Origin of the sequence: Vibrio ezurae NBRC 102218, from assembly GCF_000467185.1 — a bacterium.
Taxonomy (GTDB): Bacteria; Pseudomonadota; Gammaproteobacteria; order Enterobacterales; family Vibrionaceae; genus Vibrio; species Vibrio ezurae.
On record NZ_BATM01000005.1, the window covers coordinates 129320 to 155657 of the forward strand.

A 26338-nucleotide genomic window follows, 5' to 3' on the forward strand; every position below is an offset into this window, starting at 1 on the left:
GGTAAATCAATCCTTGTTGCTATCTCGTATTGTTAAACGAGATAAGCCTTCCAAGAACCGACAACTATTAATAGGATGAATAATCAATAAAACTAATATGTTTCATATCATCACTATAGAACAAGCAAATTGACAAAGAATGAGTAGATTTTAGCTATCCAGACATGTTGTTACTATAAAACAATAACTTAGAGTAAATATAAAAAAATAAAAAACATTTCTTTTGATAAAAAAACGATCATATTTGTCCTACAAATACAGTATTTGAGCGCCTAAAACCCCTTATAGAGATAAGGCTGAATCATTGACCCAGCCAATTTCAGGCGGGAATTTAGCGAAAAATCAATCGAGTAGATGCGTTATATGACTAGGAAAACTGACTTGTTTCCATAGGTTTTGGCTCAACTGCGTTTGCTGATCCCAATCACCTTCTAATACCCAATCTGATATTGCTCCCGCGACATCAGGGTAATGAATCGGATCGGGTTTTTCCTCCTCCAACCATTTACGGATAATACTTGGCTCAAGCACAAACATCGCACTACCTAAACCAAGGTACTCTAACGTCGCCACATTACTTTGTTGCTCAAATTGCCCGCTCAAGGGCTTTAGCAACAGCTTCTTTCCTAAAGAAAGAGCCTCAGAAGGTAGCTCAAATCCACCGTTAGCAATTACCCCCTGACAACGCACCAGATCTCGTTGAAAATGAGTAAAGGATAGAGGACGAAATTGCACATTATCTAAGTCATACTCTTCTTTAATATCAGGGTGATAACAACAGAATGTGTAATCGGATAATCGCTGCAGCAACTCTGCCACTTGCTTCAAATTTTCGAAAGGTAGATAGACTAAGATAAAATCCTGTCCCGCACTGCTAGATTCAACCCCATGATGTGCCCCACCACTGTGTACTATAGGCGGCAAAATAGGCTGATCGAAATGATACCAGTGCAACCCCAACTGAAAATCAGAAGGTGCGAAATGATGAATAATGGTTTTATCCATTAAACCATAGCCTTTTTTAGGTACTTGATAGCGAAATGCATTTTGATGACTAATACCAATACAAGGCACTTTGTGCCTTTTGGCCGCCCATGCGCTAATTGGCTCAAAGTCATTTAAGACCAAATCATAACTCTTTACATCCAATGTATTAATGTCTTGCAGTAACTCAACCAAATTATTGTTGGTGGCGGTTTTTAGGTAATCCACCTTGCCACTATTGGAATTAAAAGTAAGTCCAGAAAAGGCGCGATAACCATTAAATGCTTCCATGGAGAAGTACTTTTCTTTTTCTCTTCCAGAAAAGACGAAGTCAACTTGAATGCCATCACGGTTTTTGAATGCTTCCGCCATCGCACGAGCGCGAGCAATATGCCCATTACCCGTACCTTGCACGCCATATAATATTTTCATATCAAATCCCCATAATTGCCATAGCAAGAGACGAACTGGCAATTCCAAGTATCACCCCAGCAACAATGTCACTAAAAAAGTGCACGCCAAGAAGAATTCTCGAAAGTGCGATAAGGCTTGCCCAAACCACGGCAATAATCGCTAAGCTTGGGAAAAAGAAAGAGATATTAATTGCCATGATAGTGGCCGCAGCAGTATGACCTGACGGTAAACTGTACTTATCAGAAGGTTCTATATAATTGATAAAACGGGGGGATAATTCATGAGGACGACGGCGACGAAAACCATTTTTGACTAGCCAATAGATTGGCAATTCAATGGCGAATGCTAATAGCCCACAAGCCAAAAACAAACTTCCCGTCGCGGAATCGACAACGTAAGCAATGAAAGCCAGTAACACATACAGATGACCATCACCCGAGTGAGAGATGGCTCTGCTAATTTGGCTAACTCGATCCGCGTATTTGTGTTCCATACAAAGCAGCGAAAACGTTAAATCGAAACGAACAATAGGGTTTATGTGTTGTACATCTTGACGATCAAAATCAAAGATACTCATGTCCCTGCCTTAACTTCCTTAATTTAGTTAATACCTAAGCTAAGGAAGTTAAGTGACAAAAAGGTGACGTTTTTCTTGCTTTGAAATTACATTTTCAGTCCATTTTTCTTATTGCTTGTAAGTCACTAATTTATAATTAAATATCTATCTGTTCATGCTTTTTAATCTTGCCAAAATCCGCCAAAATTGTGTAAGCACATGGAACCATAAATAGCACCAATATCGTCGAAGTAAAGATACCAAATACAATTGAGATGACTAATGGTTGAATAACCTGAGCTTGTAAACTGGTCTCTAATAGTAGTGGCAACAAGCCCGCTGCGGTCGTCATAGAAGTAATAAAGACCGCACGAAAACGCTCTCTACTGGCCTTCACTACAGCATCACGAACATCATCACCTTCATCAATATGAAAACGTATATATTGCACTAATAAAATCGAGTCGTTCACCACAATACCGGCTAAAGAAACAAACCCCATAATGCTTGGCATACTCATATTATGCCCAAGCAAGAAATGCCCCCAGATAACACCAATCAAAGCCAATGGTATCGCCAGCATCACCACGAAAGGTTCAAGATAGCTACGGAACTGATAACTCAAAATGGCAAACACACCAAATAAGCCAACTAGGAACCCTTTCCCCATAGAAGAACTGGTCTTGTCGGTATCCTTAGACTCCCCATCGAAATCAACACGAATGCCCGGATACTTTTGCTGTAGTTTTGGCAGTTCTTGAGTTTTAAAGGTACTGATAATTTCACCAGAACTGGCTTTAGATGTATCTAAATCACTGAATACCGCGACCGTTCTCATGCCATTGATGCGTTGAATACGCACATAACTGCGCTGAAAATCAAAACTGGCAATAGTGCCTAGCGGGATCTGAGCACCACTTGGCATGATGATAGGGAAGTTGGCTAAATGCTCTAAATTACCTGCCTCTTCTTTATCTAGACGAACTTCTATCTTAATGTTTTCGACGCCAATCTGAATCTCATCGGCGGTTTGACCATAAAAGGCGGCGCGCAATTGGCTGGCAATCATTTGTCCATTCACGCCATAGCTTTCTGCACCGGGACGCAGTTTAACCAGCACCTCTTCCTTACCCATGCGCATATCATCCAGCACGCCATGTACACCATCAAATTCATTGAGATACGACTGCATCTCATTCGACGCCGCTTTGAGTGACTCTAAGTTATCGTGTTGCAGACGAATCTCAATAGCACGCCCGCCTGGCCCCATCGTGGGTTGCTTATACACTAACGATATTGGCGTAGCTAATTCACCCACATCGCTGCGCCACGCATCAATAAACTCATCGAGCACTGTATTTCGCTCTTCTGCACCCAATAAATCCAAACGTACCGTCGCAATATGTGGCCCTGATTCGTCAGCATCAGCATTGCTGTTAAAACTGGTCGTAATGTGTTGAATAAGTGGCACACCATGCTCCACTTTCTCCGTCCACTCTTTATCCAGTTTCTGGGCCGAATGCACTAAACGATCAACAACTACTTCAGTCTGGCTCAAGGTTGAACCTGGAGGCAAAATAATTCGCGCTTCCGCAATGTCCCCATCTAAATCAGGGAAAGGTACAAATTTTAAAAAGCCCCCTGCAAGCAAAGAAATCGAAATGAGCAATGCCGCAATAACGGAACCCATAAACAAATAACGATACTGTACGGCTTTATCGACCGCGCGAACTAAGGTGCCATTTCTAAACTGATCAAACTTGGCTAAGAATGCCGTTTTAAAACGAAGATCAGGACGCTCTTTTTTCGCTTGGTGCAATGAATGAGCTAAGTGATGGGGTAAAATTAAGAACGCTTCAATCAAACTCAAACTCAGCACTAAAATAAGCACCTGAGGCACCGCTTTTAATACTGCGCCCATTTCCCCATCCAAAAACAGCAAACTACCAAAGATACACACGGTAGTGAGGAATGAAGAAACCACCCCCGGTAGCACTTTTTTCACCCCTAAAAGCACCGCATCATCAATGCTCTCCCCTTTATCCAAGTGGGCGGCAATGGATTCAGCAATCACAATGGCATCATCCATCATGATACCGATGGCCATCAATAGCCCAACCAAAGACATAATGTTGATAGAAATGCCTAGGTTCGCCATCATAAATAAGCCACCAAGGAAGGCCACTGGCAAGCCAGCAGCCACCCAAAAGGAATATCGCAAACTAAAGAACAGCCACATGGTCACGAAAACCAATGCAATACCTTGCCAGCCATTTCGCACCATCATTGTGAGTCGATCCCACAACACCGATGAAAGATCATTGGTCATGCTAATAGTGACACCTTGGGGGGCAACAGCGCGCTGCGCTTCAACAAAGCGCACCACGTCGTCTTTAATTCTTAACGCGTCATCTTCTTTATTTTTACTCACTTTTAAAATGGCAGACGGCTGGCCATCAAATAAAACCTTTTGCTCATCCAGCTCAAAACGATCGGTAATTTTGGCAATATCACGCAACCTTACCGTTGCACCATTTGGACCAGAACCCACCACAATATTTTGCAGTTGTTCAGGAGTGACTTGTCGTTCATCAAAGCGAATTAAAAAGTTTTTTTGTGGCGTTTCGATATTACCACTGGGCAATTTCACATTCTGCTTGCCAATCTGAGTGGCAATATCACTGACATTTAGTCCTAACTGACGCATGGCGTAAGTGTTTAGCTCTATTCGATATTCATGATCGGAAAAACCGGATACATCCACCAATGAAACACCATAGTCGAGCTTCATAATACGCTTTAGTTTCTCAGCGTATGCCTTGAGATCTGGCCAGCTCATATCTGCGGTGATGGCAACATCAACGACAGGTTCATTCCAATCCAGTTCTCGTACAACAGGTGACTCAATCTCATCAGGAAAGTCATTAATGGCATTGATCTGTGTTTGTACATCCACCAGCATGCGGCCAATATCTGCAGAGCTATTCAGCTTTAAAACTAAACTTGCACTGCCCTCTAAAGCATCACAAGTCGTCTCTTCTATGTTTGATAAACCATCAACAGCGTCTTCCATACGTACACATAAGCTCTCTTCAACCTCTAACGGTGAAGCGCCGGGATAAGCAATCGAGGCAATGATATAAGGGGGCGAGAACTCAGGAAACGTTTCTCGCTTAATGGTTGGCAAAGACAGCATACCGACTAAGAAAATCAGTAGCATCAATAGATTAGCAGCCGTCGGATGCCTTGCAAAAAATCGGATCACGCGGCGTCCTCCGCAGGCTTAGCATCAACCGTCACGTTTTCTAACTTCAGTTGCATCCCTGAGATTGCAGGCAAAAGATCATTTAAGATCAAACGATCATCAGCTTTAAAGTCTCCTTCAACCACCACTTGTTGATCGCGGCGATATTTCACAGAAACGGGCAAGATCTTCAACTGCCCCTCATCAAACAGATACACTTTATTACCGTGTAGCGCGACCTCAGGAATGACCCACTCAGGTGACTTCACTCCTTTTATCGTAGCACGTAACAACATGCCACTGACCATCGCTGAGATAGGCTTAGACATCGCTTTGTCTGCACTTCGTTCGACCTCTAAAATCACCCCCATTGTGGCATGTGTAGGATCCACAGAATCACTCACTCGTGTCACCTTCGCCGGCCACACTGCGTTAAAACTGCCACTAGATACACTGACAAAAGCACGTAGACGTGACAAGTCCGATAAACTTGAATGAGTCATCGTGTCGTTAGGAGTCGCTAAACTCTGAGTCAGTAATTGCATGTCATGAATCGAGATTTGCGCCTCAACTTCCATTACATCCAGTCCTTGCGCTGTCAGCATCTCCTGTTGCAAATTAACCACTTGATTAAGCTCAATATCAACGGAAGAAATACGTAAGTCACGCGGAAGAACAATGTGGGTTTTATCTAATGCACGCTCCGCTTCTTTCACTTTTGCTTTGTTCACTTCAATCAAAGCTTGCGCTACTTTTCTTTCATCAGGATAAAGCGTTACTTTATTTTCACTGTCTTGCACAAGTTTTCGTTGTGCTAGGTATGCCTGCTGCTGAGTATCAACATCTGATTGAGAAGCCACTCTTTTACTTCTTAGGTCTTGAAGACGTTTTAGTTCGACTTCTGACAGCGCTAGACGATTCTTCTCGATCGCTAGGGTACTTTTACTGTTGCTATACTCTATTGCTAATTTCTTCAACTGAGTTTCACTGGAGCTGAGATCGGCTTTGGCTTGTACCAATTTCAATTCATAATCCAGCGGATCAATCCTTAACACTTCTGTTCCCGCAGCTAATACTCGGCCTCGCTCTAAGTTGGGATTGCGGTAAACCACTTTTCCTGAGACTTCCGCGATAGCCTTCCATTCAAACTTTGCTGACGCTTGTCCAAAGCCAATCGCTTCAGGTGCCATAGGCGTCAATTTCATAGTCATCACCTTAACTGGCTTTACCCTATCTCCAGCAGGCTTGGTCGGTACATCAGGACGAAGCTCTATTGCCACAATTAAAATAATAATCCCGACAATAACAGCGGGGAAAAAGAGCAACTTTCGAGTAAGTTTCATGAATTAGAATCCTAGTTTCTAGCCAGTTTATTCCATCATCTAAAAGTGAGGAGAGCTTGAGGTTATGTGAGTATATCGCTTACATAAATGTAAATTAGACTGATGCACTCAGTTCAGAGAAAGCATTATAAGTTTAAAAGCATCTTTTGTTTCAATAATAGTACCGAATCAGTGCCAAGTTTTCTTGGTCTTTCATTTATCGACTCAAGACTCTTTGCTCTTTGGCGTGTAACAACGACAAACATAAGCAGAACCATTAAAAGCAACTCGTTTCACACAAGTTCACTGCACAATAATGTGCAGAGTAAACAAGTAGCTTGAATGGTAGAAAATAAAAAAATAGTTGCATAACACAATAGAAACCCATAAATATCAACACCTTATATGCATTTAGTTTTAACATATCACTAACTTAAACACTCCTAGTTGAATATTTTTTCGACTTTCCTCTTGACGGTTATAGTCAATCGCGGTATTAATTTATTAACTTCTTTGGTGGATTGTTTTTTTTAATGAATTTCCGTGTTACAACCTCTCTGCTCCTCCTCCTGATCGTGACATAGACACGCGGGTTGCTAGTGGGCGAAAAACACCACCAAGATAAATAAAACCCGCAACTTAAATGCGGGTTTTTTTGTATATAAATTTAACGATAAAGTAGGAAAAGGAAGTCAATATGAGCGATCAAGTCATTATCTTTGATACCACACTACGCGATGGCGAACAGGCACTTTCTGCAAGCCTAACCGTCAAAGAGAAACTGCAAATCGCCTATGCTCTTGAACGATTGGGCGTAGACGTTATTGAAGCTGGCTTCCCTATTTCCTCACCGGGTGATTTTGAGTCCGTACAAACCATTGCCAAGCACATTAAAAACAGTCGTATCTGTGCACTATCACGCGCAGTGGCTAAAGATATCGATGCCGCAGCAGAAGCATTAAAAGTCGCTGAACAATTTCGAATTCACACCTTTATCTCAACATCTACCGTACACGTGCAAGACAAGCTTCGTCGTAGCTACGATGATGTGATTGAAATGGGTGTAAATGCAGTTAAGCACGCGAGAAAATACACCGATGACGTCGAATTTTCGTGTGAAGATGCAGGACGTACGCCAATCGATAATCTATGCCGTATGGTAGAAGCCGCCATTAATGCGGGTGCAAATACCATTAACATCCCTGATACCGTTGGCTATACCATTCCAAACGAATTTGGTGGCATTATTGAAACCCTATTCAATCGTGTTCCAAACATTGATAAAGCGATTATTTCAGTTCACTGTCATGACGATCTAGGAATGTCAGTGGCAAACTCTATTGCAGCAGTACAAGCTGGTGCTCGTCAGGTTGAAGGCACGATCAACGGCATTGGTGAACGTGCAGGTAACTGTTCACTAGAAGAAATCGCTATGATCATCAAAACTCGCGAATCCTTCTTGGGTGTACAGACTAATTTCAAACACGATGAAATTCATCGCACAAGTAAATTGGTCTCCCAGCTTTGTAATATGCCAATCCAAGCCAATAAAGCCATTGTCGGTGCCAATGCCTTTAGCCACTCATCAGGCATTCACCAAGATGGCATGCTGAAAAACAAAAACACCTATGAAATCATGACACCTGAATCTATAGGTCTAAAAAATCAAGCACTTAACCTAACTAGCCGTTCAGGCCGTGCGGCAGTAAAAAGCCATATGGACAGCATGGGGTATAAAGAAGAAGAGTATAACCTAGATACGCTATACGCAGATTTCTTGAAATTAGCGGATAATAAAGGACAAGTCTTCGATTACGATCTAGAAGCATTGATGCACTTCGCGAATTTGCGAGATGAAGATGATTATTTCAAGTTGAACTACTTGAGTGTGCAATCCGGTAGCATCATGGCGACCACCAGCATTAAATTGCAATGTGGCGATGAAGAAAAATGCGAAGCGGCTGTAGGTAATGGCCCTGTTGATGCTCTGTATCAGTGTATTTATCGTCTAACGGGCTACGATATTGTGCTAGATAAATTCCATCTAACCGCTAAAGGCGAAGGTGAAGATGGTCTAGGTCAAGCTGATATTATTGCCAACTATAAAGGTCGTAAATATCATGGTACTGGCCTTGCAACTGATATTGTTGAAGCTTCAGGACAGGCACTACTGCATGTTATCAACAGCATCCATCGTGCTGACCAAATTGAAGAAATAAAGCAAAAGAAACACACAGCAACTGTTTAAATTCTATCACCTGCCTTTGCGTAAAACGCATCGGCAGGCAACCAACATATTAATGAAAGGAAGACCATTTCATGGCAGATAAATCTTATAAGATTGCCGTACTACCAGGTGACGGTATTGGCCCAGAAGTAATGCAACAGGCTCATAAAGTATTGAATGCAATTGAAAGTAAGCATTCACTTAAATTTGAACGAAATGAGTTTGATGTAGGTGGTATTGCCATTGATAACCATGGTTCACCATTGCCTGAATCTACACTCAATGGTTGTGAAGCCGCTGATGCTATCTTATTTGGCTCTGTGGGTGGTCCTAAGTGGGAAAATCTACCACCAAACGATCAACCTGAGCGTGGTGCACTACTTCCTTTACGTAAGCACTTTCAGTTGTTCTGTAACCTTCGTCCAGCTCAAATCCATAAGGGTTTAGAAAGCTTCTCTCCATTACGCGCTGATATCTCTGATCGTGGCTTCGACATTGTCGTAGTCCGAGAACTGACTGGTGGCATCTACTTTGGTCAACCAAAGGGTCGTGAAGGTGAAGGCGCAAATGAAAAAGCGTTTGATACCGAGGTTTACCACCGCTACGAGATTGAGCGTATTGCGCGTATCGCCTTTGAATCGGCTCGTCTACGTGACAAAAATGTCTACTCCATCGATAAAGCGAACGTTCTACAAAGCTCTATTCTTTGGCGTGAAGTGGTGGAAGAAGTGGCTCAGGAATACCCTGACGTTGAGCTTAAGCATATGTACATCGACAACGCGACTATGCAGCTTATCAAAGACCCGTCGCAGTTTGACATCATGCTATGTTCAAACATCTTTGGCGATATCATCTCTGATGAATGTGCCATGATCACAGGCTCTATGGGCATGCTTCCTTCTGCAAGCTTAAACGCAAGCAACTTTGGTTTATACGAACCTGCTGGCGGCAGTGCACCTGATATTGCTGGCAAAAACATCGCCAACCCAGTCGCGCAAATTCTATCGGCGGCACTAATGTTGCGTTACAGCCTAGGCGAAGAAGATGCGGCTAAAGATATTGAAAATGCTGTCTCGAAAGCATTAGCCGCAGGCGAGCTTACGGCCGACCTTGCCGGTGACAAACCCGCTCTAAGCACCTCTGAGATGGGCGATAAAATTGCTGAGTATGTTTTGAACTCTTAACCAATAGATGAGTTTCCTTGGCAAGAAAATTGCCAAGGAAAAAGGAAGTAACAATGGCTAAAACTTTATATCAAAAAATCTATGATGCACATATTGCGGTAGAAGCTGAAGGCGAAAACCCTATCTTGTACATCGACAGACACTTGGTGCACGAAGTGACCTCACCACAAGCGTTTGATGGTCTGCGTGAAAAAGGTCGTCGTGTACGTCAAACCAGCAAAACCTTCGCTACCATGGATCACAACGTCTCTACAACCACCAAAGACATTAATGCCTCTGGTGAAATGGCGCGCATCCAAATGGAAACCTTGTCGAAAAACTGTGGTGAATTTGGGGTTCGTCTTTATGACTTAAACCATAAATATCAAGGTATTGTGCATGTTATGGGCCCAGAGCTTGGTATCACCCTACCGGGCATGACCATTGTGTGTGGTGACTCACATACCGCTACTCACGGCGCATTTGGTTCTATTGCCTTTGGTATTGGTACCTCTGAAGTTGAGCATGTGTTGGCAACTCAAACCCTAAAACAGTCTCGTGCAAAAACTATGAAGATTGAAGTTAAGGGCAAGGTTGCACACGGCATTACCGCAAAAGATATCGTACTGGCGATCATCGGTAAAACGACGGCAGCTGGCGGTACGGGCTACGTGGTTGAGTTCTGTGGTGAAGCGATTACCGACCTTTCTATGGAAGGGCGTATGACCGTATGTAACATGGCTATCGAGCTTGGCGCAAAAGCAGGATTGGTTGCTCCAGACCAAACCACCTTTGATTACATCAAAGGCCGTAAATTTGCTCCAACAGGCAAAGATTGGGATGACGCGGTTGAATACTGGTCAAGCTTGAAATCGGATGCTGACGCTGAATTTGACGCTGTCGTTACCCTAGAAGCTGCTGATATCAAACCTCAAGTCACTTGGGGTACTAACCCAGGTCAGGTAATTTCAGTGGATACGCCAATCCCTAACCCAACCAGCTTTGCTGACCCTGTAGAAAAAGCATCTGCGGAAAAAGCCTTAGCTTACATGGGGCTAGAAGCCGGTAAATCTCTGTCTGAATACCCTGTCGATAAAGTGTTTGTTGGCTCTTGTACTAACTCTCGTATCGAAGATATGCGCGCGGCGGCGAAAGTTGCCGAAGGTCGTAAAGTCGCTGAGCACGTACAAGCACTTATCGTTCCTGGTTCTGAGCAAGTAAAAGCGCAAGCAGAAGCGGAAGGGCTAGATAAGATCTTTATTGCAGCAGGCTTTGAATGGCGCCTACCGGGCTGTTCTATGTGTTTGGCAATGAACAATGACCGCCTTGGTCCACAAGAGCGATGCGCTTCTACCAGTAACCGTAACTTTGAAGGTCGTCAGGGTCGTGAAGGCCGTACACACTTAGTTAGCCCAGCAATGGCGGCAGCGGCCGCTATCGCTGGCCATTTTGTTGATATCCGCACTTTTGAGCAGCAGTAAGGGGAAATAACATGTCAGGTTTTAAACAACATACGGGCTTAGTTGTCCCTCTTGACGCTGCCAACGTCGATACCGATGCCATCATTCCAAAGCAGTTTCTACAAAAGGTAACCCGCACTGGATTTGGTCAGCACTTGTTCCATGACTGGCGTTTTCTTGATGATGCAGGTCAGCAAGCTAACCCTGAGTTTGTCATGAACGAAGCACGCTACCAGGGTGCGAGCATCTTGCTTGCCCGTGAAAACTTCGGTTGTGGTTCTTCTCGTGAGCACGCCCCATGGGCACTGGCTGATTACGGCATTCAAGTCATGATAGCGCCAAGCTTTGCAGATATTTTCTACGGCAACTCTATCAACAACCAAATGGTTCCAGTACGTTTGACCGAAGCGGAAGTGGATGAGATTTTCACTTTTGTAGAAGCCAATGAAGGGGCTGAAGTCACCGTTGATTTAGAAGCAATGTTAGTGACAGCAAATGGTAAGCAATACAGCTTCGAAATTGATGAGTTTCGTCGTCACTGCCTACTAAATGGTTTAGATAACATTGGCCTAACTCTGCAACATGCAGACAAAATTGCAGAATATGAGCAGAATATCCCTGCATTTATGCGTTAATCATTATTCGCTGAAATAGAATCTATGCTTAAAAGGTCTTGTTAATACAAGGCCTTTTTTATTGGGTTTTTCTTTGCAATCGAGATGGAGAGAGATATGTCAAAGGTATGGATTCTGATTCTTGTACTGTTTTCCTACAACAGTTTCGCCGCGCCCAAGTCTGAGCTTTGGTCATATTGGGATGTGCATAGCCAAAGCCAGCAAAGCATTGATCATAGCCAGTGGCAATCTATTCTAGATACTTATCTTGTTACCCAAGGGGACTTAACACTATTTCGCTACGCATCTGTTACCAAGGCTGACAAACAACGTCTAAAAACCTATCTCTCATCACTGGCGAGTATTGACCCACGCCAATACTCCAAAGCTGAGCAATATGCGTACTGGGTTAATTTGTACAATAGCTTAACCGTACAGCTCATTCTGGATAATTACCCCGTTAAATCCATCACCAAATTGGGCAGTTTATTTAGCTTTGGGCCATGGGATGACAAACTGATTAGCGTCACAGGAAAATCTTTAACGTTAAATGATATCGAACATCGCATTTTACGCCCTATCTGGAACGACCCTCGCACTCACTACGCCGTCAACTGTGCCAGTTTAGGTTGCCCTAACCTGCAACCTCAAGCCTTTACAGCGCAAAATACTGAGCAACTACTGACACAAAGCGCCAAAGTGTTTATTAATAGCGATAAAGGGGTAAAAGTCAGTAACGGAGCACTACAACTCTCCTCGATTTACGATTGGTTTGCTGTGGACTTTGGCGGCAAAAAAGGCGTTCTGCAGCACATTGCGCAATACCACGATGACTTAGCCACCGCAGATAATCTTGCCACTTTTAATGGCAAAATCACTTACGACTACGACTGGCAGTTAAATGAGACCGCTAAATAGAAACTAGAAGCTAGAGCCGGGCTGGGAAAGGAAAGTCACCTCTTCAGGGGTGCTGACTCGGCCTAAGGCGTGATTACGATGAGGATATCGGCCAAAGCGCTGTAAAATAGCCGTGTGTTGCAGGTGAAATTCACGGTTATTTTTAAGATCACTTTGAGTAAATAACTGCAATCCATGCTGATGAATAAGTAAAGACTCACTATGCATGTACGGCATGTACAGAAAGCTTCTTTGCGACAAAGGCAGTGTTTTATCAACGCCAAGAGAAACCGCTTCTTGCGCCAAGGCTAACGCCAACGAATCATTAGCAAAAGCGAGCGGTGATTGTCGGAATAAATTGCGCGAAAACTGATCGAGTACAATAATCTCCGCTAAACGCCCACTAGCAGAGCCGCGCCAATCAGCAAGCTCACATTGCACGGCTTGCTGATGGAGCGACATAAAACGCTGTTTGATCTGCAGATCAACATCTGGATTGGAGCGGAACCAATCTTGTGGTTCCAACTCTGTAAACCAATAGTGTAAGACGTCGCTATGACTCAATGTCATCAATTTACCTATTTAAAGTTTCTCTCTTTCTTAACTACATCATAGGCGTGTTGAATCTCTTGTGCTTTTTCTTTTGCCACTTCCAGCATCTCAGGCGGCAAGCCTTTCGCTGAAAGTTTGTCTGGGTGATGTTCATTCATCAGCTTGCGATAAGCTCGTTTAATCTCTTTTGCTTCAGCCGAGGCTTCGACACCAAGGATCTCATATGCCGCAGCCAATTGGTCTTGCGTGGTCGCTTGCTGCTGATAACCACCACCAGAATGCTGACCACCAAAGCCACCGCTTTGCTGGAAACGATACGCCGCTTCTTGCATTTTTAGACGGCGCTCTAATTGAGCTGCGCTAAAGCCAAGCACCTCGGCAACAATGTGTAACACATCGCGCTCTTTAGGGTGCAAACTACCATCGGCGAAAGCGGCTGAAATTTGTAGTTCAAGGAAGAACTGCGTTAGATCATGTCTGCCACGGCTAATTTCGCGTACTCGATTTAACACATCACGCAACGGGAACGAAGCCGACTTACCTTGACGAAATGCCTCTTGAGCGGTTCGTCTTTGGTTTTCATCCAAGTTCATACGTTGCATCATGATGCTTGCAAGTTGAATTTCTTGCTCGGTAACTTGACCTTTTGCCTTAGCAACATGCCCCATCACCGAAAACGCAGCTTGGAAGAACTCCGCTTGTTGCGCTGGATTTGCGCCTCTTTGGAATCCACCAAAGCCACTTTGACGAGCTTGACTAATCGCTTTTGCTCGATCAAATCTATGTCCAATATACAGCCCAAGTAACGCACCAAAGGGGCCACCGAACCAAAAACCAAAAAATACGCCTAAAATTTTGCCAAAAAAATGCATGCTTTTTCTCAATCTACTAATTTTTATAGAGTAATGTGCTCTTTTAGTGCCTGATGCTCCAAATTCTATTATCATAAGGAACATTCTGCCGAGTAAACGGTCAACTACAGTCTACGGACTTATTCATCATCAAGGAAGTTTCTATTCGATGTCAAAATTTCCCCGCACCTGGCTAGCTCTTTCTATAACCGCTGCATTGTTGGTTACAAATGCGCAGGCGGAAACTAGTGTGCAGGAGAACTCCCCTGAAGATCAAGGATCGGTTGCAAATGTTGATCTCAATGACTCTCAGAATGACTCCACAGACAATTCAACGACTGAGCAAGACAGTGCTCCTGCCGCTGAGTTGACCGCACTGCTTTCTGCAGCCAAAGACCAAACCTTTGATCTGACGTCACAGTGCTTACCTCCTGATGATGCAGAACAAGCCAACTCACAACCAACTAATGTTGAAGCCGATTCTCTTGATGGCATCAATGGCAAAGAAGCCACCTATCGTGGCAATGTTGAGGTGACTCAAGGTACTAAGCGTGTCAATGCCGACAGCGTGACGCTCTATCAAGACCAGAACACCATTGTTGCAAAAGGCAATGTGAAGATGACCAACGGTCAAATCCAGACCGTTTCAGATACCGCTACCACGAACCTTGATACCGATGTCACCACGCTTGAAATGGCCAACTATCAACTGTTGTGTCAAAGCGGACGGGGTGACGCTAAAGTGATTCGTGCCGAAGGTAAGCTGTACTATGAGTTGAAAGATGGCTCAATTACCTCCTGTCCAGAAGACGACAATTCATGGCGCTTGGTTTCATCATCAATAGAAATCGATCAAGAAGCTGAAGAAGCGACTCTTTACAATCCGCGTTTTGAAATCCAGCAGGTTCCTGTTTTTTACCTGCCATGGTTAACCGTACCGATTGGAGATACTCGTAAAACCGGCTTTCTTTACCCGACCGTAGCTTATGGCACCAGTGACGGTGCCGAGTTAGAAGTTCCTATCTATTGGAACCTAGCACCTAACTATGACTTAGAAACTACGTTCAAATATATGTCTGAACGTGGATTGCAAACGGATGCTCAATTTAGATACCTCAATACTTGGGGTCGCGGGCAGATAGAAGCGCAGTACTTAGCCAACGATCAAAAATATCCAGAGCTAGGTGACCGTTGGGGTGTCGGCTACACCCACTATGGTGTCTTTGATAGAAACTGGAAAGTAGAAGTCGACTACGCCAAAGTCAGTGATATCTATTTCTTCAGAGATATCTCTTCTGATATTGGTGAGCGAGAAGACGGGCAACTTCTGCAACAAGGAAAGGTCTCCTACCGTAATGAGCACTGGGATACCAGTCTATTAGTCCGTGATTTTCAGTTGTTATCAACAACGACCAATCTTCCGTATCGAATGCTGCCGCAGTTAAGTGCGCATTACTTTTATCCTCAGTTGATGCCTAATCTAGATTTTGATGTCATCAGCCACGTGACCCAGTTCTCTACCGATGATGCGCGTAAAGTAAAACCTAAAGATGCGACTCGTGTTCATATTGAGCCCGGTGTCACTATTCCGCTGAATACCACTTGGGGTAGCTGGGAAAGTGAAGGTCGCCTACTAGGCACTTACTATCATCAAGACCTAGATGACGTTACTGATAAGAAAAATTTAGACTCAGAAGTGGTGCGAACCATTCCCGAATTTCGTAGTACGGGGACCTTGTTCCTGGAAAGAGATACCACTTTCTTAGATGGTTACACGCAAACTCTTGAGCCAAAAGTACAATACTTGTACGTACCGTATGAAGACCAAAGTAACATCTACGATTACGATACAACGCTATTGCAAACTGACTACTATGGTCTATTTAGAACCCGTAAATACAGCGGTGTTGACAAAATAGCCGCCGCAAACCAAGTGAGCTATGGCGCAACAACACGTTTCTACGACTCTAACTACAAAGAGAGAATGAACCTCTCCTTTGGTCAGATCTATTACATAAATAGCAATACCAATGACACTGACCCTACCGATTCGAATTACTCGGCTTGGGCTATTGAAAGTGATTTCAACTTCAATGACTACCTCTTCTATCATGGTGGATTGCAATATGATATTAGTGCTGAAGAGATACAACTGGCCAATAGCACCATTGAATACCGACAAGGAGCTGGATACGTTCAAGCTAACTATCGTTATGTGACTCGTAGTTATTTAGATAAGACGGTAGGCAACTCTATCAATCTAGATAACATCACTACAGATGGTATCTCCCAGGCTGGCTTATTAGGTGGCTATAAAATCAGTAAAAACTGGAACGTGAATGGCCAGTACTTTTACGATACCACCGAAAATATCATGCTCGAAGCCCTAGCTAGGGTGACTTATACCTCGGATTGTTGGTATGTGGGGATTACCTACACTGACCAATTGCGCTCTTGGGATAACGTGGGAATCCATACTCCAGGGCCTGAATATGAAGAGAATATCAGCTTCAATGTCGGCATTATTGGATTTGGCACTAACTTTGGCACAGATTTTGGTGACGGAGGTAACGCTCTAGGTTACGGTCGTCCTTTCTATTTGAATAACTAAAATATCGCTGGAATACACCGGTGATCATAAAGATGTATTGGAAAACTAATGAATATGTTTAAACGACTCATTGCTTCGATGATCCTGATACTGATACCTGCTATGACGTTAGCGGCACCAGTTGAATTAGACCGAGTAGTTGTAATCGTTAACGATGGCGTGATATTACAAAGCGATATCGATAGTGCGATGAAAACCGTTAAGCTCAACGTCCATGACAACAAACAAGCGCTTCCTGGAACTGATGTTCTCAAGGAACAAGTCATTGATAAGTTGATTATGGATAAACTGCAATCACAAGAAGCAAAACGTATTGGTGTGCGTATTGACGACAATCGTCTTGAACAAGCCATTCAAAGCATTGCCGCTCAGAACAACCAAAGCCAAGCGCAGCTACTGGCGAGCGTCAAAGCTAAAGGGCTTAGCTATGCTGAGTTTCGTGAGCAAATCCGCACCGAAGTCGCCATTTCTGAAGCGCGTAATGCATTAGTGCGTCGTCGTATCAACATTTTACCGGCAGAAGTTGAAACACTGGCAGGCATGTTAGCCAAAGAAACCAACAAAGACGTCAACTACGATATCAGCCATATTCAACTGCGTTTTAACGATGACCAATCTAAATCCGAAGTAGAAGAAGAAGCCAACAAGCTAGTAGAAAGACTGAAAAGTGGTGAAGATTTCTCTGAACTTGCAATTACCTATTCAAAAGGCCCTAAAGCACTAGAAGGTGGCGATTGGGGCTGGATGCACAAAGAAGAAATGCCAACAATCTTTGCTGATCAAGTCACCACTCAAGGAAAAGGAGCGATTATTGGGCCTTTCCGCAGTGGTATTGGTTTCCACATTTTAAAAATCAATGATGTTAAAGGGCTAAAAACAGTTGCCGTAACTGAAGTTAACGCGCGTCATATTCTGATTAAAACGTCTGTTATTTTAAGTGATGAAGGCGCTAAACGTGAGCTTTACGACTTCATTCGTAAAATCAAATCAGGTGAAGCGACCTTTGGTGAGTTAGCCCGTCAATACAGTGCTGATACAGGCTCTGCGGCCAACGATGGTGAGCTGGGTTATCAAACACCTGATTTATATGTACCTGAATTTAAACATCAAGTAGAAACGTTGCCGGTCGGTCAAATCAGCGAACCATTTGAGACCGTACACGGTTGGCACATTGTGGAAGTACTGGATCGTCGTCAAGAAGATCGTACAGACAGCGCAATGACCAACAAAGCATACCGAATTCTGTTTAATCGTAAATTTAATGAAGAAGCATCGGCTTGGATGCAAGAACTAAGAGCCAGCGCCTTCATTGAAAGACTTGATAAACAAGATGGCGAAGAGGCTGACGATGCACAGTAATCGAATCATTATTACTGCGGGAGAACCCGCAGGCATTGGCCCTGATCTTGTTCTTTCATTAGCCAAATGTTCTTATCCACATCAGCTGGTTGTTTGCGCCGATAAAGAGATGCTACAACAACGCGCCCAACACCTTGGCATTGATGTTGATATTATTGACTATGATGCCAACAGTGAACCCACCCCACAGCAACAAGGGACGATCGTCGTTGAACATGTTCCACTGGCACAACCTGCTGTAATTGGTCAGCTCAATGAAGCTAACGGACATTATGTTCTAAAAACACTAGAAAGAGCCGCTCAAGGCTGTATGAATGGTGAGTTTGCCGCTATAGTTACCGGTCCTGTGCATAAAGGGGTGATAAACCGAGCAGGCGTGGCCTTTAGTGGGCATACTGAGTTCTTTGCTGAGCAATCAGATACCCCTATGGTGGTGATGATGCTGGCAACAGAAGGGCTAAAAGTGGCATTAGTGACAACACATATCCCACTGGCGTACGTGTCAAAAGCCGTCACTGAAGAAAGAATTGAGCAAATTATGCAAATTCTACATAAGGACATGGTCACTAAATTTGCTCTGCCAAACCCTCGCATTTATGTGTGTGGCTTAAACCCCCATGCAGGAGAAGATGGCTGTTTAGGACAAGAGGAGATTCAAACAATTTCTCCCACCTTAGACAAGCTAAGAAAACAAGGCATGGACATTGTCGGTCCACTGCCAGCAGATACCATTTTTAATCACAAGTATTTAGAAGATGCCGATGTGATTTTGGGTATGTACCACGACCAAGTGCTTCCAGTGCTAAAATACAAAGGCTTTGGAAGTTCCGTTAATATTACTCTGGGTCTACCCTTTATAAGAACCTCTGTCGACCATGGCACTGCCTTGGATTTAGCCGGCACAGGTAACGCGGATACAGGAAGTTTCCAAACAGCACTGTCCCACGCGATTGAATTAGTTGAGAAAAAACAATGAGAAATGATGTCCACTTAGGACACAAAGCGCGTAAACGTTTTGGTCAAAACTTTCTAAACGACCCGTACATTATCGACGGTATCGTTTCATCGATTAACCCACTACCAGGCCAAAACTTGGTTGAGATTGGCCCTGGTTTGGGCGCAATTACTGAACCTGTAGGTAAATTAGTCGATAAGTTAACCGTAATTGAGCTAGATAGAGATCTGGCTGAACGCTTACGCAACCACCCGGATTTAAGCTCGAAGCTGACTATCCATGAAGGTGATGCAATGCGTTTTGACTTTACCCAATTGGTAAAGCCAAACAATAAGTTACGTATTTTTGGTAACTTGCCGTACAACATTTCGACCCCTTTGATGTTCCATTTGTTTGAATTTCACAAAGACATCCAAGATATGCACTTTATGCTGCAAAAAGAAGTGGTGAATCGCTTAGCCGCAGGCCCCGGCACTAAAGCCTATGGTCGTCTAACGGTTATGGCGCAGTACTACTGTAAAGTAATGCCAGTACTAGAAGTACCACCTACCGCATTTGTACCACCACCGAAAGTAGACTCCGCTGTAGTACGTCTAATGCCATACGAAGTATTACCGTACCCAGCAAAAGATCTAAAATGGCTTGATAGAGTGTGTCGTGATGGCTTTAACCAGCGTCGCAAAACCATTCGTAATTGCTATCGCTCACTGATTAGTGCAGAAGTTATGGAACAGCTAGATATCAATCCAAGCATGCGCCCAGAGAACCTCACTCTGAAGCAATTTGTCGATATGGCTAACTGGCTTGCTGACAATCACTAAGGTTTAACCACCTTAGCAAGGAGACCGAATATGGACGTTAGTCAACCTTGTATCAAATGTCATGTACAAACTAAATACATAGAGGCGCAATCTGAAGCAGAGAGCGACCACTATGTATTTATTTACATGATCACCATTAAAAACTTAAGCCCACACCCTGTACAACTTCTTTCTCGATATTGGCTAATCACCGATGGTGATGGTCAACAAATTACCGTTGAAGGTGATGGTGTCGTTGGAGAGCAACCCGTTATTGCCTCAAACGACGACTATTCCTATACCAGCAGCACAGCGTTAAAAACCCCTGTAGGAGTGATGCAAGGACACTATGTCATGCAAACAACCGAAGGAGAGCGCTTTAGAGCTCAAATAGCCCCATTCAGCTTGTCTGTCCCTAATATAATTAATTAATTTGAGGCCACCACTTGTCTAACTATCTCGTTGGCGATATCCAAGGATGCTTGGATGAGCTGCTATTACTGCTTGAGCAGGTTCATTTCAATGCCGAAAAAGACACCTTATGGGTTGCAGGAGATCTAGTAGCTCGTGGCCCAAAATCGCTAGAAACACTGCGGTTTATTAAAGGCTTAGGAAACTCAGCCAAAGTTGTTTTGGGTAATCATGATTTACATCTTATTGCCGTTTCTTTAGGCATTCACAATGCTAAACCTAGAGATAAAACCCAACCTATTTTAGAAGCAGAAGACCGTCACCAACTCATCCACTGGCTGCGCCAGCAACCTATACTCGCAGAACACCCTGAGTTTGTGATGAGTCATGCAGGAATTTATCCTCTGTGGGATCTCGCTCAAGCCAAAGCTGCCGCCACTGAGGTTGAGTCAGAGCTACGTGGAGACAATTGGCAATCGCTGATAAAGCAAATGTACGGTAATTCACCTGATGTTTGGCATCCGTCATTGCAAGGAATGCAACGTCTACGTTTTATCATCAATGCCTTTACTCGAATGCGCTACTGCTATCATGACGGTCGCTTAGACATGGCAAGTAAATTACCACCAGAGCAAGAAGATAAAAGTAAGCTACTGCCTTGGTTCGAACTCACACAACGTAAGCCTTTACCCAAAAAAGCCATTTTTGGTCACTGGGCGGCACTGATGGGCATCGATGCACAACAAGTTATCGGGCTCGATACTGGCTGTGTATGGGGAAATTATATGACATTACTAAGATGGGAAGATAAGCGCTACTTTACTCAAGCGGCGCTTTAAAGCCTAAACAAAGATCCTCAATAAGCTGACTGATACCAATCACTTGCTTAGTACGATTGGTATTAACGCAGCTTATCTACTTTTCTAAAACCACAAACTCCATCGCATGAGCATTTTTCTCATCCGCGGCATAAGTTTCACTGTAGCTTTGTGTCCAATGCTCGCCCCACTCAGGAAATTGAGTATCTCCGAGTACTTCGAGATCAATGTAAGTCAAATACAGTTTGTTGGCGAAAGGTAGGCAATGTTGATAGATAGAGCCGCCACCAATAATCATCACCTCAGCTTCATTTGCGACACACTCTAATGCTTGCTCAATAGAGGTTACGGTGGTAACACCGTCAATCTGCAACTTTGCATCACGACTGATCACAATGTTATGACGGCCTGGTAAAGGACGACCAATCGACTCATAGGTTTTACGTCCCATAACCACTGGCTTACCCATAGTGCATTTTTTAAACCATACAAAATCTGCTGGTAGGTGCCATGGCATCTGATTATCTTTACCGATAATACGGTTGTGAGCCATAGCGGCAATCATACTAATGATCATTGAAGTTCCTTTAAACAAGAGGGCGCTTTAAACAATTGGACGACGACGATAAATAAATAATCCAGGCATAGCAAGCCCAACAGCAAGTCCCGCAATGATAAACATTGCGGTGAGGAAATTCTCTATCAAACTGGCAAACAATACCGGGGTATAGCCTGCTTGATTAATTTCTACCATAGCGATCATCGCATTGAAGGCATAAACGCCCGGCACCATAGGAATCATCGCCGCCACAGTAAACACTTTTGGATGAGCTAAAAAACGATGAGACCAAATCACACCGATAAAGCCAACTAAAGTAGCGGCAAACAGTGTTGCCCATTCTATCGGCATTCCAAAATGCATCAGAAAAAAGCGTGAACCGTGCCCTACTGCTCCCCCTAAGGCGCAGTAGAAAAGGGCATTCTTAGGGACGTTAAACACCAAAGCAAAGCCAACAGCAGGAATTGCAGCAAAGAACATATCGTCGATAAGTGCCAGCAAAAATGAAAAAATCTCACTCATAGCATCACCCCAAACATGGCGAGTACACCACTAACAGCGACAATGCCCAGACAAGTTGCAAGAGTCAATAAACTGCCCATCACAAAGCGCGCAATCCCCATATTGATGTAACCTTTTAATACATCAGCAACGGAATTAATCAGCGGAAATCCAGGGACGAGCATCAATACAGAAGAGGCCATGACCACATTTGGGCTGTTGCCGATATCAAAGACGACCGCTTGAGCCGAAATAAACGTGGTAACAAAAGCAGTAATGGCAAAATTGAGCATTGGGTTAAAGTGACGATGACCAATTTCTTGTCGCACTATCATGCCAACTGCCGACGCAATAAAGGTCATAGCAAAAACCGCTCTGTCTCCTCCGGCAAGGTGACTAAAGGACGCACACGATAGGCCAATCATAAAGACAACTAACCAACGATTGTAACGCTCCGGGGTAATCTTACTTAATCTTTGCTGTGCTAAGTGATGATCTAATATGCCTTTTTCTAACATAATACAGACACGCTGTACTTCGGTTACCACCCGCATATTGATGCCTCTATCGGCGCAACGACGTGCTGTCGTCATACAATGCTCGCTGGTAACCGTCGTAACAACAAAAGAGTTAGCACAAAGAGAGACTTCGACTTCATCCATACCGCATGCAAGACCCATGCGCTCCATAATACCCACAATTAGAGCACTTTCAGCACCATGAGCATGGAGCATTTGACCTGCTTGGGCAATCAACCTCGAGATGGCGCGTTGTTCAGATTCCATTCTTACTTTACAAATCGTTTAAAATAAAACCAACATTCTATTGGGTTTATCTATAAAACTGTACTCATAATTAGGTGAAAGTTGATTAAAAACAATCAATATTGCTAGATAAATAACGTTACTGCTTATGGGATAAGTTTAACGCTAATATCAACAACCTTTTTAAATCAGCTAAATCTTCCATTAATTTTAAATTGAGCCAAACATAGCCATAAATGTTGGACTCTTCACCGCCTAGCTCTGCGATATTATTTTTTAACTCTTGGGTTATCTCATCAATGCCCGCTACATTTAAACCACCTCGAACCTCACCCTTTTCAACCAAATAAGCCAGATCTTTAAGCTCCTGCTCTATTTGTTTTTGACAGCTATTTAAAGACTTAGACCAAAGCATATTGAGGTGGCTTTCTCTATCACTCCAGTAGGAGTGATTCAATAACCCTATTGTATTCAATAAGTTCCGCAGCTGATTGTTAATAGCATCTAACAATTGGCGCTTAAGCTTCGTTTCTTTAACTGACGGAGAAATCAGAGTATTTATCAGGGTCATCTCTTTGGTGATGATGTTTTGATAAGGTTCTAAACTGGGCTTTTCTAATATATTGGGTGAATAAGAAAGGTGATAGATCTTAGAAAAGCTAGTCAGAGTGTTCGCCGTGCGTAAGCGCCAATGTATAAATGCACGTTGAGGGTGAATAAGACAAAATAACACCGCAATGATACAACCTAGAGTCACATCCAAGCCACGCCATACCGCTACATCAATATGAGTGTTAGAAGAACCGACCGTTACAGCCAAAGTAATACCAATCAAAATCCCTACATATGGCCTCTTTCCCAAAGCAAAGTACCCGCTAAGGAAAATCACAATAGAGCACCATAGGTACATCAAAAACATAGAGTGCTGGCTAACCGCGAGACCCAAAATACCAGAGACGGCACCAATCACTGTGCCCAGAACCCGATGCCACGCCCGTGGCAGCACATTCCCTAAATACGAAATGGGACCAATCACAACAAATAATGTAATCAAGATCCAAGAACGCTCTGGTAGCGCAAAATAAGAGGTGATGAATAGCGTTGACACGAAGGCAACCGCGATTCGAATACCATGAACGATGCGATAGCGTGCAAAAATAAACGCATCGAGATCAGAAATTTTCTTGTTCAGATACATGCTCTCATATCCTTGAGATGAAACTGTACAGTCAGATAAAAAAAGAGCCTGAATATACATTCGAGGCTCTTTTTATTATGTTTATAAATCAAATCATTGTCTACAAAAGATACTAATCGCGTACGTAGATTACGTGACCATCGTCTTCTTCATCGTCATCCCAATCATCGTCGTCTTCAGTCACGACGTTGCTGCCAGACATTGCATCTTTGTGGTAATCATCCCACATGAAGTCAACTTTATCTTCTTCTTCAATCTCTTCTGCTTCACGCGGAAGATTGTCCATGAAGTCAGCTAACTTGTAGCACAACTCTTTAGTACCCTGCTTGTTGATCGCAGACACTTTAAAGTATTGATCTTCCCAACCAAGCGCATCCAAGATCTCTTGGATCTTTTCATTTGCTTCGTCTTCCGGCATAAGATCCACTTTATTGAAAACTAACCAGCGCGGTTTATTCAGCAACTTCTCACTGTACTGCTCTAATTCATCAATAATGGTCAATGCATTCTGTACAGGATCACTTTCATCGATTGGCATAATATCAATCATGTGCAGTAACACACGACAGCGTTCCAAGTGCTTCAAGAAACGGATGCCTAAGCCTGCGCCATCAGCAGCACCTTCAATAAGACCTGGAATATCAGCCACTACAAAGCTTTTCTCAGGAACCACACTGACCACACCTAAGCTTGGGATCAATGTCGTAAACGGATAATCCGCCACCTTAGGTTTCGCAGCAGAGACAGAGCGGATAAAGGTTGATTTACCGGCGTTTGGTAGACCTAGCATACCCACGTCAGCCAAAAGCAATAGTTCTAAACGAAGCTCACGAACCTCGCCTTTAGTCCCCATTGTTTTTTGACGAGGTGCACGGTTAACTGACGATTTAAAGCGAGTGTTGCCTAGGCCATGCCAACCGCCTTTCGCGATCATAACTTTTTTGCCATGCTCAGCCACTTCACCCACAATTTCATTGGTATGAATATCGACAGCACGAGTCCCTACTGGCACTTTAAGAGTTAAATCTTTACCACGTTTACCGGTACAGTTACCACCACGGCCATTCTCGCCACGATCTGCAGCGTAGAAGCGCTGGAAGCGATAATCGATCAGTGTGTTAAGGTTTTCGTCAGCTTCAAGGTAGATATCACCACCGTCGCCGCCATCGCCCCCATCAGGACCACCTTTTGTAATAAACTTTTCACGCCAGAAGCTGACGATGCCGTTACCGCCATCACCCGCTTCTACCTTTACTGTTGCTTCATCTACGAATTTCATTTCTCACTCCGTATTGGTGTGAATACCTGACAGGATCAAATGTAGCAGATCCAGTTATGTTTGGTTCTAGGTATCTGGGTGCTAGGCCCTAGAGAGACTCCAGGACCCAGGACCAAGAAACCGAGTACCTATAAAATAAAAAACCCCGCCTAATTGGCAGGGCTTTTGAATTCAGCTTGTTCTAAGTAATAATTACTCAGAATCGATGCTAACAAATTTACGGTTCTTAGGACCTTTAACTTCAAATTTCACTTTACCTTCAGTAAGAGCGAAAAGAGTGTGGTCTTTACCGATACCAACGTTGTTACCAGCGTGGAATTTAGTACCACGTTGACGAACGATGATGTTACCCGCTAGAACTGATTCGCCACCAAAACGCTTAACACCTAGGCGTTTGCTTTCTGAATCGCGACCGTTACGAGTAGAACCGCCAGCTTTTTTGTGTGCCATTGTTTAACTCTCCTAAAACTTAAGCGTTAATGCCAGTGATCTTCACTTCAGTGAACCACTGACGATGACCTTGTTGCTTACGAGAGTGCTTACGACGACGGAACTTAACGATTTTTACTTTATCGCCACGACCGTGCTTAACCACTTCAGCTACAACTTTACCGCCCTCTACAAGAGGAGCACCAACAGTGATTTCTTCACCGTTTGCGATCATAAGAACTGAGTCAAACTCAACAGTTGCACCAGTTTCAACGTCCAATTTCTCTAAACGAAGAGTTTGGCCTTCGCTTACACGGTGTTGTTTACCACCAGATTGGAAAACAGCGTACATATTTTACTCCGCTTTTTC

At 43.6% G+C, this 26338-nt stretch carries 24 protein-coding genes; 11 read left to right on the forward strand and 13 right to left on the reverse strand.

Going from position 1 to position 26338, the window contains the following annotated elements; translation table 11 throughout:
- Positions 1-342: 342 nt before the first annotated feature.
- The 4 genes from VEZ01S_RS02580 to VEZ01S_RS02595 all read right to left on the reverse strand — a co-directional run bounded on the left by VEZ01S_RS02580 (position 343) and on the right by VEZ01S_RS02595 (position 6541).
- Positions 343-1416: an MJ1255/VC2487 family glycosyltransferase gene (locus tag VEZ01S_RS02580; RefSeq protein WP_021712453.1), complete on the reverse strand. Its 1074-nt coding sequence runs from the start codon at positions 1414-1416 to the stop codon at positions 343-345.
- A gap of 1 nt (position 1417) precedes the next feature.
- The gene (locus VEZ01S_RS02585; protein WP_021712454.1) at positions 1418-1975 is read right to left on the reverse strand and encodes a phosphatase PAP2 family protein; all 558 of its coding nucleotides are present in this window, start codon (positions 1973-1975) and stop codon (positions 1418-1420) included.
- A gap of 136 nt (positions 1976-2111) precedes the next feature.
- Positions 2112-5219 (reverse strand): efflux RND transporter permease subunit, encoded by a 3108-nt coding sequence (locus VEZ01S_RS02590; RefSeq protein ID WP_021712455.1) that lies wholly within the window; start codon positions 5217-5219, stop codon positions 2112-2114.
- A complete protein-coding gene (locus tag VEZ01S_RS02595; RefSeq protein ID WP_021712456.1) occupies positions 5216-6541 on the reverse strand; it encodes an efflux RND transporter periplasmic adaptor subunit in 1326 nt (441 codons plus the stop codon). The genes VEZ01S_RS02590 and VEZ01S_RS02595 overlap by 4 nt, the downstream gene beginning before the upstream one ends.
- Positions 6542-7217: 676 nt before the next feature.
- On the opposite strand from VEZ01S_RS02595, the gene leuA reads away from it, so the two are divergent.
- From leuA to VEZ01S_RS02620, 5 genes are all read left to right on the forward strand, one after another.
- Positions 7218-8768, forward strand: a complete 1551-nt coding sequence (gene leuA / locus VEZ01S_RS02600; protein ID WP_021712457.1) for a 2-isopropylmalate synthase — start codon at positions 7218-7220, stop codon at positions 8766-8768.
- A 71-nt stretch (positions 8769-8839) separates the two neighbouring features.
- Complete coding sequence (gene leuB, locus VEZ01S_RS02605; protein ID WP_021712458.1) at positions 8840-9931, forward strand: 3-isopropylmalate dehydrogenase; 1092 nt, start codon at positions 8840-8842, stop codon at positions 9929-9931.
- A gap of 53 nt (positions 9932-9984) precedes the next feature.
- Positions 9985-11391 (forward strand): 3-isopropylmalate dehydratase large subunit, encoded by a 1407-nt coding sequence (gene leuC, locus VEZ01S_RS02610; protein WP_021712459.1) that lies wholly within the window; start codon positions 9985-9987, stop codon positions 11389-11391.
- Between the two features lie 11 nt (positions 11392-11402).
- The gene (leuD, locus tag VEZ01S_RS02615; RefSeq protein ID WP_021712460.1) at positions 11403-12005 is read left to right on the forward strand and encodes a 3-isopropylmalate dehydratase small subunit; all 603 of its coding nucleotides are present in this window, start codon (positions 11403-11405) and stop codon (positions 12003-12005) included.
- 96 nt (positions 12006-12101) lie between these two features.
- Positions 12102-12902: a DUF547 domain-containing protein gene (locus VEZ01S_RS02620; protein ID WP_021712461.1), complete on the forward strand. Its 801-nt coding sequence runs from the start codon at positions 12102-12104 to the stop codon at positions 12900-12902.
- 3 nt (positions 12903-12905) lie between these two features.
- On the opposite strand, the gene VEZ01S_RS02625 is transcribed toward VEZ01S_RS02620, so the two are convergent.
- Positions 12906-13451, reverse strand: coding sequence for a DUF924 family protein (locus tag VEZ01S_RS02625; RefSeq protein WP_021712462.1), 546 nt, complete (start codon positions 13449-13451; stop codon positions 12906-12908).
- A gap of 8 nt (positions 13452-13459) precedes the next feature.
- Positions 13460-14305 (reverse strand): co-chaperone DjlA, encoded by an 846-nt coding sequence (gene djlA / locus VEZ01S_RS02630; protein ID WP_021712463.1) that lies wholly within the window; start codon positions 14303-14305, stop codon positions 13460-13462.
- 148 nt (positions 14306-14453) lie between these two features.
- Between djlA and lptD the strand changes: the two genes are divergently transcribed.
- The 6 genes from lptD to VEZ01S_RS02660 are packed head-to-tail and all read left to right on the forward strand — an operon-like array spanning position 14454 to position 21259.
- Entirely contained in the window at positions 14454-16895 is a 2442-nt protein-coding gene (gene lptD, locus VEZ01S_RS02635; RefSeq protein ID WP_021712464.1) for an LPS assembly protein LptD, read from the forward strand.
- Between the two features lie 48 nt (positions 16896-16943).
- Positions 16944-18254, forward strand: a complete 1311-nt coding sequence (surA, locus tag VEZ01S_RS02640; RefSeq protein WP_021712465.1) for a peptidylprolyl isomerase SurA — start codon at positions 16944-16946, stop codon at positions 18252-18254.
- A complete protein-coding gene (pdxA, locus tag VEZ01S_RS02645) occupies positions 18244-19230 on the forward strand; it encodes a 4-hydroxythreonine-4-phosphate dehydrogenase PdxA (RefSeq protein WP_021712466.1) in 987 nt (328 codons plus the stop codon). Before surA ends, pdxA begins: the two co-directional genes overlap by 11 nt.
- Positions 19227-20030, forward strand: coding sequence for a 16S rRNA (adenine(1518)-N(6)/adenine(1519)-N(6))-dimethyltransferase RsmA (gene rsmA / locus VEZ01S_RS02650; protein ID WP_021712467.1), 804 nt, complete (start codon positions 19227-19229; stop codon positions 20028-20030). Before pdxA ends, rsmA begins: the two co-directional genes overlap by 4 nt.
- 30 nt (positions 20031-20060) lie before the next feature.
- On the forward strand, positions 20061-20441 hold the full coding sequence (gene apaG, locus VEZ01S_RS02655; RefSeq protein WP_021712468.1) for a Co2+/Mg2+ efflux facilitator ApaG/CorD: 381 nt from the start codon (positions 20061-20063) through the stop codon (positions 20439-20441).
- A gap of 14 nt (positions 20442-20455) precedes the next feature.
- Positions 20456-21259, forward strand: a complete 804-nt coding sequence (locus VEZ01S_RS02660) for a symmetrical bis(5'-nucleosyl)-tetraphosphatase (protein ID WP_021712469.1) — start codon at positions 20456-20458, stop codon at positions 21257-21259.
- A 76-nt stretch (positions 21260-21335) separates the two neighbouring features.
- On the opposite strand, the gene folA is transcribed toward VEZ01S_RS02660, so the two are convergent.
- The 7 genes from folA to rplU all read right to left on the reverse strand — a co-directional run bounded on the left by folA (position 21336) and on the right by rplU (position 26320).
- Positions 21336-21815, reverse strand: coding sequence for a type 3 dihydrofolate reductase (folA, locus tag VEZ01S_RS02665; RefSeq protein WP_021712470.1), 480 nt, complete (start codon positions 21813-21815; stop codon positions 21336-21338).
- Positions 21816-21842: 27 nt separating this feature from the next.
- Positions 21843-22319, reverse strand: coding sequence for a threonine/serine exporter family protein (locus VEZ01S_RS02670; protein ID WP_021712471.1), 477 nt, complete (start codon positions 22317-22319; stop codon positions 21843-21845).
- Positions 22316-23083 carry a threonine/serine exporter family protein gene (locus VEZ01S_RS02675; protein WP_021712472.1) on the reverse strand — a complete coding sequence of 256 codons (768 nt, stop codon included), beginning with the start codon at positions 23081-23083 and terminating at the stop codon, positions 22316-22318. Before VEZ01S_RS02675 ends, VEZ01S_RS02670 begins: the two co-directional genes overlap by 4 nt.
- A gap of 118 nt (positions 23084-23201) precedes the next feature.
- The gene (locus tag VEZ01S_RS02680; protein ID WP_021712473.1) at positions 23202-24260 is read right to left on the reverse strand and encodes an FUSC family protein; all 1059 of its coding nucleotides are present in this window, start codon (positions 24258-24260) and stop codon (positions 23202-23204) included.
- 112 nt (positions 24261-24372) lie between these two features.
- Positions 24373-25539 (reverse strand): Obg family GTPase CgtA, encoded by a 1167-nt coding sequence (gene cgtA / locus VEZ01S_RS02685; protein WP_021712474.1) that lies wholly within the window; start codon positions 25537-25539, stop codon positions 24373-24375.
- A 192-nt stretch (positions 25540-25731) separates the two neighbouring features.
- Positions 25732-25989, reverse strand: coding sequence for a 50S ribosomal protein L27 (rpmA, locus tag VEZ01S_RS02690; protein WP_017029046.1), 258 nt, complete (start codon positions 25987-25989; stop codon positions 25732-25734).
- A gap of 19 nt (positions 25990-26008) precedes the next feature.
- A complete protein-coding gene (gene rplU, locus VEZ01S_RS02695; RefSeq protein ID WP_017029047.1) occupies positions 26009-26320 on the reverse strand; it encodes a 50S ribosomal protein L21 in 312 nt (103 codons plus the stop codon).
- Between the last annotated feature and the right edge of the window lie 18 nt (positions 26321-26338).